11 protein-coding genes are annotated in these 14858 nt (G+C 42.3%); 7 read left to right on the forward strand and 4 right to left on the reverse strand.

The features are described from left to right. The first annotated feature begins 4 nt into the window (after positions 1-4). From AC04NP_RS14400 to AC04NP_RS14410, 3 genes are read left to right on the forward strand one after another with little or no spacing between them, the layout of a single operon-like run. Entirely contained in the window at positions 5-2737 is a 2733-nt protein-coding gene (locus AC04NP_RS14400; protein ID WP_482860468.1) for a BamA/OMP85 family outer membrane protein, read from the forward strand. Positions 2738-2739: 2 nt separating this feature from the next. Continuing rightward, a complete protein-coding gene (locus tag AC04NP_RS14405; protein ID WP_482860469.1) occupies positions 2740-3288 on the forward strand; it encodes an OmpH/Skp family outer membrane protein in 549 nt (182 codons plus the stop codon). A gap of 19 nt (positions 3289-3307) precedes the next feature. Further along, complete coding sequence (locus AC04NP_RS14410; protein WP_482860470.1) at positions 3308-3850, forward strand: OmpH/Skp family outer membrane protein; 543 nt, start codon at positions 3308-3310, stop codon at positions 3848-3850. A gap of 76 nt (positions 3851-3926) precedes the next feature. Here AC04NP_RS14410 and AC04NP_RS14415 read toward each other — a convergent pair whose 3' ends face one another. Both AC04NP_RS14415 and cysS read right to left on the reverse strand, forming a co-directional pair. After that, positions 3927-4931 (reverse strand): M28 family peptidase, encoded by a 1005-nt coding sequence (locus AC04NP_RS14415; RefSeq protein WP_482860471.1) that lies wholly within the window; start codon positions 4929-4931, stop codon positions 3927-3929. Between the two features lie 27 nt (positions 4932-4958). Further along, the gene (cysS, locus tag AC04NP_RS14420; RefSeq protein ID WP_482860472.1) at positions 4959-6449 is read right to left on the reverse strand and encodes a cysteine--tRNA ligase; all 1491 of its coding nucleotides are present in this window, start codon (positions 6447-6449) and stop codon (positions 4959-4961) included. Positions 6450-6673: 224 nt separating this feature from the next. Here cysS and AC04NP_RS14425 point away from each other — a divergent pair, with 224 nt between their 5' ends. From AC04NP_RS14425 to AC04NP_RS14440, 4 genes are all read left to right on the forward strand, one after another. Beyond that, positions 6674-7144: a ribosome maturation factor RimP gene (locus tag AC04NP_RS14425; RefSeq protein WP_482860473.1), complete on the forward strand. Its 471-nt coding sequence runs from the start codon at positions 6674-6676 to the stop codon at positions 7142-7144. A gap of 5 nt (positions 7145-7149) precedes the next feature. Next, complete coding sequence (gene nusA / locus AC04NP_RS14430) at positions 7150-8391, forward strand: transcription termination factor NusA (protein WP_482860474.1); 1242 nt, start codon at positions 7150-7152, stop codon at positions 8389-8391. Positions 8392-8434: 43 nt separating this feature from the next. Continuing rightward, entirely contained in the window at positions 8435-11287 is a 2853-nt protein-coding gene (gene infB, locus AC04NP_RS14435; protein ID WP_482860475.1) for a translation initiation factor IF-2, read from the forward strand. Between the two features lie 82 nt (positions 11288-11369). Beyond that, entirely contained in the window at positions 11370-12059 is a 690-nt protein-coding gene (locus AC04NP_RS14440; RefSeq protein ID WP_482860476.1) for a hypothetical protein, read from the forward strand. Between the two features lie 325 nt (positions 12060-12384). Here AC04NP_RS14440 and AC04NP_RS14445 read toward each other — a convergent pair whose 3' ends face one another. Together AC04NP_RS14445 and AC04NP_RS14450 are read right to left on the reverse strand one after the other, a co-directional pair. Then, entirely contained in the window at positions 12385-14295 is a 1911-nt protein-coding gene (locus tag AC04NP_RS14445; protein ID WP_482860477.1) for a M1 family metallopeptidase, read from the reverse strand. A 163-nt stretch (positions 14296-14458) separates the two neighbouring features. Next, on the reverse strand, positions 14459-14758 hold the full coding sequence (locus tag AC04NP_RS14450) for a Rieske (2Fe-2S) protein (protein WP_482860478.1): 300 nt from the start codon (positions 14756-14758) through the stop codon (positions 14459-14461). Positions 14759-14858: the final 100 nt, after the last annotated feature.

Below are 14858 nucleotides of genomic sequence, written 5' to 3' on the forward strand. Positions count from 1 at the left end.
CCCTATGAAAAAAATTATACTCGGCATTATCTGTATCTGCGCGGTTAACCTGCTGCCAGCGCAAATCAGGTATAAAAATGATAACAGGAATCGTGTTAATGACCCAATAAGCTATTCTACTCCGAAACAGTATGAAATTGCCGACATTGAAGTAACCGGTGTAGAATACCTCGATCACAATGCCTTGATATCTTTGTCCGGTTTAAAAGTTGGAGATAAAGTGAAAATACCCGGTGACGATATTTCCAATGCTATCAAAAAACTATGGGGGCAGGGACTGATGGGTAATGTGGGTATATATGCTACTAAAATCGAAAATGGGAAAATAAGCCTGAGAATTGAACTGACAGAGCGGCCAAGGTTATCGAAAATTATTTATAAAGGGGTCAATAAAACCCAGGAAGGGGAACTGGACGATGATATCAAGCTCATCAGGGGAAGGGTACTCACTGATGCTATCTTAAAAAATACAGAGTTAACCGTAAAAAAACACTTTGTAGAAAAAGGCTTTCTCAATACGGAAGTAAAAGTTACCAGAATCAAAGACACGCTCGCCTTCAACGCTGTACAAATTTTGGTTGATGTCAATAAGGGTAGCAAGGTAAAGATCAACAGGATTTACTTTGAAGGCAACAACAATTTCAGTGAGGGCAAACTCAAGAAAAAACTCAAATCTACCAAAGAACACCCCAGAATCGGTATTTTCAAGACTGTCTTTGGTGAGTTATTCAGCCTGAACAAAGATAAAATCAAGAATTTTGCCGGCTCTACAGTGAAAGTAAGTGGAAAAGAGGTGAAGGGTTTTATCAACGATAATTTCAAGTTAAATTTCTTTAGCGGGTCGAAGTTTATCAAATCCGATTATGAGGATGACAAGAAAGCTTTGATAGAATTTTACAATTCCAAAGGCTACCGGGACGCAAGAATCGTAACAGACTCGGTCTATACCCATAGCAGCAAAACCATCAACGTCAAATTCGAAGTCGAAGAGGGGAAAAAATATTATTTCAGGGACATCATATGGAGCGGGAATTATGTATACAATGACAATACGTTGGGCCGTATTCTGGGGATCAATAAAGGAGATGTGTACGACCTCGAATTGGTCAATAAAAGACTTAATTACAACCCGACAGGCGCCGATGTGAGTTCTTTATACCTTGACAACGGTTACCTGTTTTTCACCATAGATCCGGTTGAGGTGAGAATTGAAGATGATTCCATCGACGTGGAAATGCGAATCCATGAAGGCACACAAGCCACTATAAATAAAGTGATCGTTAAAGGTAATGACAGGACCAACGACCACGTTATACTCAGAGAAATCAGAACCTTACCAGGGCAAAAATTCAGCAGAGAACAATTGATCAGGACCAACCGAGAAATTGCACAATTAGGATATTTTGACCCGGAGCAGATTGGTATGCAGCCCATACCCAATCCCGCTGACGGGACAGTAGATATTGAATACACCGTAGTGGAAAGACCGAGCGATCAGATCGAGCTTTCGGGAGGTTGGGGTGGCTTTTTTGGCTTTGTGGGTACCCTGGGTCTGGTTTTCAACAATTTCTCTATTAAAAATATTACCGACCGTTCCAAGTGGCACCCCTTGCCTGTGGGCGATGGTCAAAAGCTGGCCTTAAGGGTTCAGGCCAACGGCCGTGCGTTCCAAAATTATTCCTTTACTTTTACCGAACCCTGGCTGGGTGGCAAAAAACCGAATGCATTTACGATTAACCTCACTCGTTCTATTCAGCGTGTAAGGACCTTTGAAACCGATGAAGATGGTAATCCAATCAGGGACAGTAACGGAGAGCTTGTCTTTCCACGGGGTTTGAATGATTTCAATGGCTCTCTTAAACTGACCGGCATCTCGGTAAGCCTGGGCAGAAGGTTAAGGTGGCCCGACGATTTCTTCTTTATTTCAAACTCTCTCAATTATTTCGTTTATAACCTTGATAATTTCGGTTCTCAACTGGGCTTTTCCACCGGTATTTCCAATAACCTGACATTTAATACCACCATAGCAAGAAACAGCGCCGGTCCAAGCACCATGTATCCCACCACAGGCTCTTCCTTATCATTAAGTATGAGCCTGACACCGCCTTATTCTGTGTTTAATGACATTGACTATGAAAATGCTGACAACGCTACGAGGTACAACTTGGTAGAATTTCATAAATGGATGTTCGATGCCAAGTTTTACACACAAATTGCCGGAAACCTGGTATTGGAATCCAGGGCACACCTAGGTTTTATCGGGTCTTATACCCGCAAAGCGGGAATCGGACCATTTGAAAGATTTGTAATGGGTGGTGCCGGCCTCGGTGGGCAAAACTTTCTGATCGGTAATGATATCATCGGACTAAGAGGTTATGAAGACAATACGGTAACGCCACCAAACTTCCAGGCCACCAGCGGTTTGCTGGAGCCTGATGAAATCAGGGGTGGTGTGGTGTTTAATAAGTTTATTTTTGAACTAAGGTATCCTGTATCACTGAATCCATCTGCGACTATCTATGTGCTCGGATTTGGCGAAGCAGGCAACAACTGGGATGAATACAGGGATTTTAACATTAACAATCTTTACAAATCGGCCGGTGTCGGAGCCAGAATCTTTATGCCGGCATTTGGTCTGATCGGTATTGACTGGGCTTATGGTTTTGATACCCTTCCGGGCCGAACCGAAAGAAGCGGCCCGCAGTTCCACTTTACCATTGGGCAACAGCTTAGATAATTATGATAAAAATTAGTTTTATCTGTTTTTTCCTCTTTTCTTTTTTTACCTTTGCAAGCCTGATTTCGGCTCATGGTCAAAGATTCGGTTATGTAGATAGCGATTTTATTTTGAACCAAATGCCTGAGTACAACGAAGCGCAGGCCGAAATCAATAAAATTTCCATGCAATGGCAGGAGGAGATTCAAAATAAACAAAAGGAGATAGAATCTTTATATAATAAGCTCAAAGCTGAAGAAGTGTTACTTACCCGTGATATGAGGGAAGAAAGAATAGATCATATAAAGAAAAAAGAAAACGAGGTGAAAGCGTACCACAATAAAGTGTTCGGTTATGAGGGGTTACTCTTCTTAAAAAGAAAGGAATTGATTAAACCATTGCAGGAAAAAGTCTTTAAAGCCACTGAAAAAGTAGCTAAACAAAACAGGTTACAAATGATTTTTGATAAATCAGGAGATTTAATAATGATTTATACCGATCCCATCTATGATTTCACGGAAAATGTGCTGGAAGAATTGGGAATTGGTCAGAAACAGGAAGAAACCAATTGAATAAAGTTAATTTTATAATATGATGAAAAAGATAATAATTGCGCTGTTTGTTTTTTTTATGTTTGATTTTTCGGTTCAGGCGCAAGAACAATTAAAAATTGGCTACACCAATGTTGAGTATATCTTAAGTCAGTTGCCTGAGGCTAAATCTATTCAAAAAGACCTCGAAGATTATCAGACGCAACTGAGGAATCAAATCCAGGCCAAAGTCGATGAGTTTCAGAAAAGAGCTGCTGCCTATCAACAAAATGGGGCCAACATGACTGACGTAGCCCGCCAGGCCGAGGAAAGAGATCTACAAAGTATGCAAACCAATTTAAACCAATTTCAGCAGGAAGCAGAGCAGGCTATGCAGAAAAAACAAGTGGACCTTTTAAGACCAGCTTACGAAAAAATCGAAAAAGCCATTAAAGAGGTAAGAAAAGAAGCCGGCTACACCCACATCTTCAGCTCAGACATTGGCGGTGCCGCCATTCTCCTCGATGCCAGAGAGGAAGATAATATTTCAGATCTCGTTTTACAAAAACTGGGCATCACGCCACCCGTCAAAACAGAGAACTAAACAACAAGATAATGGGGTTCCGGCTAATTGACAATTGTCAATCGTTAACTGTCAATTATCAATTATCCCCCCTCCATCATTCCATATAAACCAATTTAAGCACCGTCTGCCCAGCTGCTTTGAGCGTATTTTTGTCAATCAAATCCATATTATCCTGGTGAGTATGCCAGTATTTGCCAAAATAATTCTTTGTAGACGGGTCGTATTCAATAATATCGATCATGGGAATATTAGCCCATTGATTGACAAATTTGTGGTCATCTAAAATCTCCTCGCTTTTTTGAGAGATAAAGTAATCACCATACCCAAGACTTTGTCCGTAGTCCCAAACCTTTCTGACAATACTGGGAGCACTATTCATGGACAAACCTTCCTGATAAAATTTAGCACCCCTGGCACCAACCATATCGAGCAATATACCATAGTAAGCAGAATAGTTAGGAACATGTTTGTTTTTGGACCAATATTGAGACCCCAGGCAAAAGCCACCATACGGGACATTTCTAAAACCTTTTTCATTGGCCGGCACTCCGTAGTCTTCCCCGTCAAATAGAATAATATCGACACCGACATCAAAATTGGTATTCAGGTGGAGTTGCCGGGCTATCTCCAGTAAAACCCCGACCCCACTTCCCCCATCGTTAGCACCTATGATGGGTCGGTCAGTATCTATGGAATCATTGTCAGCAAACGGCCTTGTATCCCAATGGGCGGCAAGCAATACTCTTTTGTTCTTATCAGGGTTAAAACTGGCTATAATGTTTTTCAGCGACAAATTCGTACCATCATAGGCGGTCGACTCAAAGTGCTGTTCTATAACCTGAGGGGTATAATTGCTCAACGTCTCAACAAGGTACGCAGCACATGCTTTGTGCGCTGGTCGATTAGGAACACGGGGGCCGAAGCTTATTTGCTTTTCTATAAAATGATATGCCGAATCTGCGCTAAAATCAGGAATCGCGATTTCAGGTTGCTTTTCGTTTTCGGGAGAATGCTTATTTTCGGCTTTTTTATCCGAATCACAAGCCACCAAAACTGCAACCATAACCAAAAGCACTATTCCCCAATTAACAAATCTCATAAGCTTAAAGGTAAATCACCACTACTTTTATTCTTCATACGCCCAGGAAATGTCATTTTTCATGTCTTTAATAATGAGTCCCTGTGACTTAAAATCAGCCCTGATCTTATCTACCGTGTCAAATTCCTTGTTGCGTTTGGCCTCTTTGTAGATATCGATGAGCGATTGCGTAAGTCCCATCAAAACATCTGGCTGCTCCTCTTTCAGGCCCAGAACATCGACTACGAATGTCCGGTAGGTTCTTTTCATACGGTCAAATACCTCTTCCCCAAGCTCGGCATATTTGAGGTTTTGGGTATGTAAAGAGTTGATCTTTTTCAGTAAGTTAAACAAATGGCCAATGGTCAGGGCTGTGTTAAAGTCATCATTCATCGCACGGTAGCAATTATCACATAGCTGATTGACCTGGTCGATAACTTTCTTATTGGGTACCGTTTCAGGTTCCTCACAATAATCAAGACTCCTCAGCACTTTTAAGCCATTAATTAACTTTTTATACCCTTTTTTTGCTGCCTTAAGCGCTTCATTTGAGAAATCAAGGGTGCTGGAATAATGCGATTGTAAAATAAAAAAACGAACAGTCATAGGGCTGTAGGCTTCCTCCAGGAGTGGGTGATCACCTGTAAAAAGCTGTGCTGGCAAAAACGAATTGCCCAACGATTTACTCATTTTTTGTCCATTTACCGTAAGCATATTAGTATGCATCCAGTATTTTGCAGGTTGTTGACCGGTAGCCCCTACAGATTGTGCAATTTCGCATTCGTGATGTGGGAATTTCAGATCCATTCCTCCACCATGTATATCAAATGAGTTCCCCAGATATTTAGTACTCATGACTGTACATTCGAGATGCCAACCGGGAAAACCTTTGCCCCAGGGAGAATCCCAGCGCATAATATGCGATGGCGTAGCCTTTTTCCACAGCGCAAAATCTATCTTGTTGCGCTTTTCATCCTGCGCATCCAAATCACGGTTACCGGCAATCAAATCTTCTATGATCCTGCCCGACAGTACACCATAGTTATGGTCTTCATTGTATTTGCTTACATCGAAATAGACGGAACCATTTACCTCATAGGCCAGGCCTTTTTCCAATAGTTTGCCGGTAAGGTTAATTTGCTCTACGATGTGCCCTGTGGCACAAGGCTCTATGTTGGGAGACAACATATTCAGTTGGTCGGCCACCTCTCTGAAACCAAGTGTGTAGCGTTGCACAATTTCCATAGGTTCAAGGTTTTCCAGTTTGGCCTTCTTGGCTATTTTATCCTCACCATCATCCGCATCCCGCTCCAAATGGCCCACATCGGTAATGTTACGTACAAATCTCACCTTATAGTCCAAAAACAGCAGGTATCTGTAAATGACATCAAAGCTTAAAAATGTTCTCATGTTACCGATATGAACATCATTGTAAACCGTAGGGCCACATACGTACATACCGACATAGGGTGGGTTAATCGGCTCAAAAAGTTCTTTCTGTTTGGTAAGGGTATTATATACTCTCAAGTCTTTTAACATGGGGTAAATTTAGTAAAATAGTCGGCAAACAGTTTAAATATCGTTCCGGCAAATATCCTGATTTGCACTTGAATAAATGACAGGGTCTTAGGTTAACTGATTGCAAATTAGTGATTTGTTTGAATTAATGTATTTTTACCTTAACTTTGCGTTAGAAACCGAAATTAAGCAGTATGAGGGGACTTTAGTCCCCTCTTTTCATATGAGAAAAATAAACTGTTTTAATGGAAATTAGACGGGAATTAGAAAAAATAGTTTTGGATAATCTTGATAATGAGTCCTTATTTTTAGTAAATATTGACATTTCTGCTGACAAAGGGCCTAAAAAGGTGAAAGTGCTGATCGACAGCGATGACGGATTAAACATCGATCAGTGTGCAAAGTTAAGCCGCAGAATAGGAGAAGTTATTGAGGAAAAGGAACTGGTTCAAGATGCTTTCACCTTGGAAGTCTCTTCTCCGGGCCTGGATTACCCGCTAAAATTCAGGAGGCAGTATTTGAAAAATATAGGAAGAAGATTAAGGGTTTTGTTAAATGACAACAATGAAAAAACAGGGAAACTAGTGCAGGTAGGTGACCATTCGATTGTTGTTAATACAGAACAAAAAGGGAAAAGCAGAAAAATAGCATATGTCGAAACCGAGATCAATTTTTCTGATATTAAAAAAACAAATGTTTTAGTCTCATTTAAGTAAAAAAAATGGATGCAGGAACTTTAATAGAGAATTTTGCTGAGTTTGCCAAAAACAAGAACATTGACAGACCAACCATGATTCGGATACTTGAGGATGTTTTCAGAACGATGATCCGAAGGAAATTTGAAACCGACGACAACTTCGATATCATCATCAATGCTGACAAGGGGGATTTGGAAATCTGGCGATTCAGGGAAATTGTCGATGATAACTCGGAAGACATCTGGGATTATGATAAAATCAGTCTGTCTGATGCCCGTAGAATAGAGCCGGATTTTGAAATTGGCGAGGAAGTGGCCGAAGAAGTCAAGTTGGAGGACTTTGGGCGCAGGGCCGTGATGACCGCCAGGCAAACACTTATTCAGAAAATCAAGGATCTGGAAAAAGACAATCTTTTTAACCGGTATAAAGAACTTGTGGGGGAAATCATCCTGGCCGAAGTATATCAGATTCTAAGCAAGGAAGTACTTTTAATAGACGCTGAAGGCAATGAAGTCATCCTGCCTAAACCTGAACAAATACATAAAGACCGGTACAGAAAGGGGGAGTCGGTGAGGGCTATTGTGCATAGGGTGGAAATGATGAATGGCAACCCCCGGATCATTCTGTCCAGAACGTCACCTGTTTTTCTTGAAAGACTGTTTGAAAGCGAGGTACCGGAAGTATATGATGGTTTGATTACCATCAAAAAGGTCGTAAGAGAACCAGGTGAACGCGCCAAAGTGGCTGTCGAATCCTACGATGACCGCATCGATCCGGTAGGTGCCTGTGTTGGGATGAAAGGCTCCAGAATACACAGCATCGTCAGGGAGTTGCAAAATGAAAATATAGACGTTATCAATTTTACCGATAACATGGACCTTTATATTTCACGTTCGTTGAGCCCGGCAAAGATTAGTAGTTTAAAGATCGATGCAGAAGATAAAAGGGTTTCTGTCTACCTCAAACCGGATCAGGTGTCACTGGCCATTGGCAAGGGAGGACAGAATATTAAACTGGCCAGTAAACTGGTGGGTTTTGAAATTGACGTCTTCCGCGAGTTGGATGAATATGAAGAAGAGGATGTGGTATTGGAAGAGTTTTCAGATGAAATAGATGCCTGGGTCATCGACGAATTTAAGAAGACCGGGCTGGATACAGCTAAGAGCGTTCTGGCGCTGTCAATGGATGATTTGACCAGGAGAACAGATCTGGAAGAAGAAACGATTGAAGATGTCATCAAAATTTTAAATCAGGAATTCGAATAATTTATAAATTTTTTAAAATCAGAAAAAAGAGGCATATTTGATTATGGCAGATGAAAAAATGATGAGGCTTAGTCAGGTAGCGAGAAAGCTCAATGTCGGTAAAAATACCATCATTGAGGCGCTCGAGGATAAAGGCTTTGAAGTAGAAAATAGCCCTAATGCAAAGATTTCCATGGAGCAGTTTAACATGCTGGCCAAGGAATTTGAGTCATCGGCTATGGACAGGGAAGAAGCTTCAGGTCTCACCATTGGTAAAAAGCATGCCGACAACTTTGTCATTGACCAGGATCATTCGGAAGAAGTAGTCGGAAAAGAAGAGGAAGAGGAGATCTTCATAAAAGGCATCTCCTCTGTAGAGGCTACCAGTAATAGTAATACTGCCACTGAAGAAAAAGAGAAAGAGGTACCGCCTTCACCACCGGCAAAGGAACCGGAAGAAAAAGAAGAGCAATTAACCTCTTCTCCGAAATTAAAAGGAATAAAGGTTGTAGGTAAAATTGACCTGGAAGGGCAAAAAGCGGAGGAGGCAGAGACAGAAAAAAAACCAGCAGTGGAATCAGTGACGGAAGGAACAGAAGAGGTGCCGGCTGACCTGAAAGAAGAGGTCGGTCATGAAGAAACCACATCCGGAACGGACGAAGAAAAAGCCGAAGCTGAAGTTAAAGCAACTGAAGCAGAACAAAAGCCGGCCCAGGAGAATTTAGATGAAGAGGAATTGAAAGTTATCAAAGCAAAAGCCGACACCTTAAAAGGACTAAAGGTTGTAGGCAAAATCGATCTGCCATCGGAAAAGTCCAAGAAAAAAGATCAACCCGTAGCCTCTTCGGATGAAGAAAAGGAGAAGGCAAAAAAGAAAAGACCCAGAAAGAGGGTCACCGTAAGCAACACCGCTTCCAAAGGCAAACCCAAACCTCAAGGTCAGCATAGTGGCGGCAGGTTCAAAGGTAAGGATGTAGAAAGAAAAAGAATCACCAAAGAGGATCCTTCCGATAAGGAAATACAGGAAAAGATTAAAGCCACTTTGGCCAAGCTGAGTGGCACAGGTAAAGAGTCTGGTCGGGCAAGCAGGGCCAAGTACAGAAAGGAAAAGAGGTCTGCTATTGCCGAAGCTAAGGAAGAAAAAATGCTGCAGGCCCAGGAAGAATCAAGGGTTTTAAAAGTCACCGAATTCATATCTGCCAATGATCTGGCCACGCTGATGAATGTGTCGGTCAACGAAGTCATTTCCACTTGTATGAGTATGGGAATGTTTGTGTCCATTAATCAGAGGCTGGATGCCGAATCCATTACATTTATAGCTGATGAATTCGGCTTCAACGTTGATTTTACTACCACAGATGAAGAGGTTGACGTAGTGCTTGAGGAGGATAACGAGGAAGATCTGATAGAGAGAGCACCGATTGTTACCATTATGGGTCATGTCGACCATGGCAAAACATCATTGCTGGATTATATAAGAAGTTCAAAGGTTACCGAAGGCGAGGCAGGAGGTATAACCCAGCATATTGGCGCCTACGATGTGGTTACCGAAAGTGAAAAGCGCATTGCTTTTCTGGATACTCCGGGGCACGAAGCTTTCACGGCCATGCGGGCAAGAGGAGCCAAGGTTACCGACGTGGTTATTATCGTAGTTGCTGCAGATGACAGCGTAATGCCACAGACAAAAGAAGCTATCAACCACGCACAAGTAGCGGGAGTGCCCATTGTAATCGCCATTAATAAAATTGACAAACCCAACGCCAATTCCGACAAGATCAAAGAAGAACTTTCAAACTTCAATATACTGGTAGAAGATTGGGGTGGAAAATATCAATGCCAGGAAATATCGGCTAAAACCGGTCAGGGTGTAAACGACCTGCTGGAAAAGGTATTGCTGGAGGCAGAGCTGCTGGAACTTAAAGCCAACCCTGAAAAAAATGCTATCGGCACCGTTATCGAAGCTACACTTGACAAAGGGCGTGGTTATGTCACCACCGTATTGGTGCAACAAGGCAAACTCCATGTCGGCGATATTATTCTGGCCGGGGCATACTATGGCAGGGTTAAGGCCATGTTTGATCACCGGGGCAACCGGATTCAGATTGCAGGCCCCTCGACACCAGTGCAACTTCTTGGCTTCGACGGGGCACCGCAGGCCGGAGATATTCTCAACGGCATGGAAACTGAACGTGAAGCCCGTGAAATTGCCAACAAAAGGGAACAAATTGTCAGAGAACAAAGTATCCGTACCAAAAAGCATATCACACTGGATGAAATTGGCCGCCGTCTTGCCATCGGAAGCTTCAAAGAGCTGAATGTCATTGTTAAAGGTGATGTGGATGGATCGGTTGAAGCCTTGTCCGATTCCCTGTTAAAACTTTCTACAGAAGAAGTACAGGTGAGTATCATACACAAAGGAGTAGGACAAATCTCCGAATCCGATGTGTTATTAGCCTCTGCATCTGATGCGGTAATCGTGGGGTTTCAGGTTCGGCCCTCAAATGGTGCCCGCCGGTTAGCCGAGACTGAAGAAATTGAGATACGGTTGTATTCTGTCATCTATGATGCCATTAATGACGTAAAAGATGCGATGGAGGGACTACTGGCTCCTAAAGTCGAAGAGGTGATAACCGGTAACATTGAAGTAAGGGAAGTCTTCAAAATATCCAAAGTAGGTACCGTAGCGGGATGTTATGTTACCGACGGTAATATAAAAAGAAATAATCAAATCAGATTAGTCAGGGACGGTATTGTGGTTTATACCGGTGATATTGATCAGCTTAAGCGGTTCAAAGATGATGTAAATGAAGTAAAGTCTGGCTATGAATGTGGTGTCAGTATCAAAAACTTCAATGACATTAAGGTGGGTGACGTCATCGAAGGATTTGAAGAAAAAGAGGTGAAAAGAACTCTATAGCCGGCCATAAATAAAACCTCCGGAACTTCTGCTCCCTTATCCCCTTCGCCCTGCTTATCTACGCGACAAACCTTCAAAATATATGCAAAGTCAGGAAGAAGCACTTGAACAAATTTTTGAAAAACTCAAAACCAAAGCCTGTGTCAAGCAAAATGCTTTTCGGGCAGTTCAGGAAGTTTTTAAAAAACTCAAATCGGAAGCCGAAACTATTACAACCCAACTAAAAGACAAAATCGTTAAGGTCGATAAAAGTATTGACGTAAAGCTTATTAAAAAAAATGAATATGAATTTCAGTTGAAGGCGGGCAGTGATATGCTGATATTTACCCTGGCTACTAATGTAGTCACTTTCAATGATGAATATGAGGTGATGAAAAGTGATTACGTTAAAGAAAAAGCAGAACGAAAATACTTTGGTCAGATAATGGTTTATAACTTTTTAGCTGATACCATTAAATATAACCGCCTCGACGACCCCGGTTACCTGATCGCCCGGTTAATCGTAAACTGCGAAAAGCACTTTTTCGTAGAAGGCACGCAACAGTTAAGCTTTCTTTTCACAGATATCGTCAATAACGTAATATCGGATGATTGGCTGAAATTGCTCATAGAAAAATGTATTTTCACCGCCATAGACATGGATTTAATGGGATCGAGCTACCCGGAAATTCGGAATACCAACCTCAAGCAGAAGATGAAAAATGAAAAACCTATGGGTAATGGCAAAAAGGTTGGCTTTCAAATGGATTATATGAATGAAATCAAAGGATGAATAGAGTGTGGGTGTGAAGTTTGGGTGTGGGTGTGGGGCTTTGTAGTTTGGTGTCTATGGCATTGCTTAATTTTTAACTGGGCGGAAGGGTCTTGTGGGTGTTGAAAAACTTAAGAATGTGCTTGTATTTTTATTTTATAGGCGAAAATCTCTGTGTCTCTTAGTGTCTTGGTGCCTCCGTGGTGAATAATGGTTAACCACAAAGGCACCAAGACACTAAGAGACACAGAGAAATTTGTCCAAAGTGTTGTGCAATAGCTACGTTCGATTGTGGTTTTCAGAGACGGGGGGTACAAGTGGATGTGGTTGCTTAGCCTGAACCCGGTTAAGGGGTAACATTCAGTAAAGCGTCGATGGAGTTGGTGGAAACAAAATGGTAGTTGGGCCTGGCCTTCTTGTAGATTTCAAGGGCTCGCTTTTTTCCATCCTCCGTTTTAATCATTTCGCTATACAAAGGCATTAAAAATTTGCGCCTGCCCGTATTTACCAGAAACTGCTCCAACTGGCTGTAACCAGGCTCATATTCGTGCCTGACCACATGGGAAAACCAGGCGGCCAGTATTTCCGAATTACCACTCTCGCTGAATTGCAGGTGTTCATCCAGGGTTTTCATCTGTTCGACGGTCAGCCCTTCAGGTAAATGCCTTAGAAAGTGGAGCCACTGGTGAGTACTCCATCCATCAGCTCCTGCGCCATCATCCGGAAAGATATCTTTGATTTTCGCACCTCCGGTCCAAAGTTCCAACACCTGGTTAACACGGTCAAACCTGCCCGACAGGGGCACTGGTTTTTCTTCAGGTAACCCTGCTTCGTAAATCCATTGCCGGATTATATCTTCCATGGGCTTAAGCCCATTTTTACTGATTAGATGTTCGTTTAGGTAAGTAACAAACATTTCAGTTGTCATTACCTTAAAGGCGTTATCTGTAAAGTATTTTTTCAGAAAGCTATCGAAAACCTCTCTGCCTGCACTTTCTTCAAGCTGTCTCAGGAAGAAATAACCTTTATCATACGCGATGGAAGTCACCCCATCGTCCGGATTTCTTCCCTCCAAATCCAATTTAAGTCTTGTATCAGGCCCGTTCCCCTCTTTGATCATCCCATCCACTTCCTTTTTCAAATCCTGCATCGCCAGTGAGGCCAGCATCTCAGAATAATCCCGGCCATACAATTTCTCCATAATCCTGTGTTCAAAATACACAGTAAACCCTTCATTGAGCCAGAAGTCATTCCAGGTTCCATTGGTCACCAGATTTCCCGACCATGAATGGGCTAACTCATGGGCTACCAGGGAAGTTAAGGATCTGTCACCTGCCAAAATAGTCGGGGTAGCAAAAGTTAACCGCGGATTTTCCATGCCTCCGAATGGAAAGCTGGGGGGCAATACCAACAGATCATAACGATCCCATCGATAAGGGCCATACAAGGACTCGGCAGCCTGTACCATCTCCTCCAATTCCCCAAACTCATAGACCGCCTTATCTATCACCGCATGTTCCGCATAAACACCTGTTCTCTCACTGATAGGTTGAAAGGCAAGATCACCGACTGATAAAGCCAGCAGATAAGCCGGGATGGGCTGATTCATGGTAAACGAATAAAGACCATCTGCCGATTTTTCGGTCGGGTTTTCAGCACTCATCAGGGCCATTAGCTCCTTTGGAACCTTCACCTTTGCCGTGTAGGTGAAACGAATCCCCGGCGAGTCCTGAATGGGTACCCAACTTCTGGCCAGTATGGCTTGTGATTGCGTAAAAAGAAATGGGTATTTACCTCCCGAGGTCTGTCGAGGGGCCAGCCATTGTAAGGCTTCCGCTGAGTCACCTGTAGTGTAGTGGACGTGTACCACCGAAGTATTGGGTTCAAGGTTAATCATCAGCGGGGACCCCATCCATTGATCGCGGTCGCCCAAGGTAAATGTCACCTGCCGGGGTGAGTCGTCCAGCGTAACTTTTTCTATACGTAATCCCTTCGTATCCAGGATTATGTATTTGGCATCTCCGGCTTTGTCGATAGTCAGAGAAGCTTTTGCTTTTATCTTTTTATGCTCAAAATCAACCTCCGCCTCCCAATCCAAATGTTTCACTACCGCTTCTTCCGGCTTGGCATAAGTATGTACATCATGGACTGTGACGTCCTGTTTTTCTATCATTTTCCGATTATTGTTTTCTTTACTTCCACTAAAACCACATCCGGCAAAAAATAAGGCAATGGCAGCACAGATGATTAAATACATTTTGTTCATAATTTATGAATTATTTGTTGAAGACCCGATCGATATACCTACTCAATAAAAAGTCCGGGAAATCCCCCGCCTTACCTTTCCCAACGGCAACTTTATGCTATTGCCATTTCCTTGAATAATCCCATTTAAAAGTCGGGCTTTAAAGTCGGGCAGATCAATCTTTAATACCCACATAAAATCCCGTATCGTCGAATTTTATTTGGTGAACAGCCAGATTCGGTGTCCGGCCCTGACATTCTTCACCGGTCTTCAAATTAAATCTATAACTATGCCAGGGACAAATTATTTCATTTAAAAAATTAATATTACCTTTACTCAGCGACTCCCCCAAATGAGGGCAAAAATCATCTACTACGTGAAAGCCACTGTTACTGTGGGCAAGGCAAATCTTTCTCCCTTTGGCAATAATTAACTGCATATGGTGCAATGGCACTGCTTTCTTAGCATCATCCAAATTTTTAAATATTCTGTACCAACGAATCATGACGTTATCTTTGCTGAAAATAAATTAAACCTTACAATGTAAGTTAAAGCAATTCAATATGAAATTAATG

This window comes from Agaribacillus sp. DX54 (assembly GCF_056858335.1).

What these genes read in the sequence shown, in the direction of transcription:
- AC04NP_RS14400 (WP_482860468.1), top strand. Translation starts at nt 5, where the DNA reads ATGAAAAAAATTATACTCGGCATTATCTGTATCTGCGCGGTTAACCTG.
- AC04NP_RS14405 (WP_482860469.1), top strand. Translation starts at nt 2,740, where the DNA reads ATGATAAAAATTAGTTTTATCTGTTTTTTCCTCTTTTCTTTTTTTACC.
- AC04NP_RS14410 (WP_482860470.1), top strand. Translation starts at nt 3,308, where the DNA reads ATGATGAAAAAGATAATAATTGCGCTGTTTGTTTTTTTTATGTTTGAT.
- AC04NP_RS14415 (WP_482860471.1), bottom strand. Translation starts at nt 4,931, where the DNA reads ATGAGATTTGTTAATTGGGGAATAGTGCTTTTGGTTATGGTTGCAGTT.
- cysS (WP_482860472.1), bottom strand. Translation starts at nt 6,449, where the DNA reads ATGTTAAAAGACTTGAGAGTATATAATACCCTTACCAAACAGAAAGAA.
- AC04NP_RS14425 (WP_482860473.1), top strand. Translation starts at nt 6,674, where the DNA reads ATGGAAATTAGACGGGAATTAGAAAAAATAGTTTTGGATAATCTTGAT.
- nusA (WP_482860474.1), top strand. Translation starts at nt 7,150, where the DNA reads ATGGATGCAGGAACTTTAATAGAGAATTTTGCTGAGTTTGCCAAAAAC.
- infB (WP_482860475.1), top strand. Translation starts at nt 8,435, where the DNA reads ATGGCAGATGAAAAAATGATGAGGCTTAGTCAGGTAGCGAGAAAGCTC.
- AC04NP_RS14440 (WP_482860476.1), top strand. Translation starts at nt 11,370, where the DNA reads ATGCAAAGTCAGGAAGAAGCACTTGAACAAATTTTTGAAAAACTCAAA.
- AC04NP_RS14445 (WP_482860477.1), bottom strand. Translation starts at nt 14,295, where the DNA reads ATGTATTTAATCATCTGTGCTGCCATTGCCTTATTTTTTGCCGGATGT.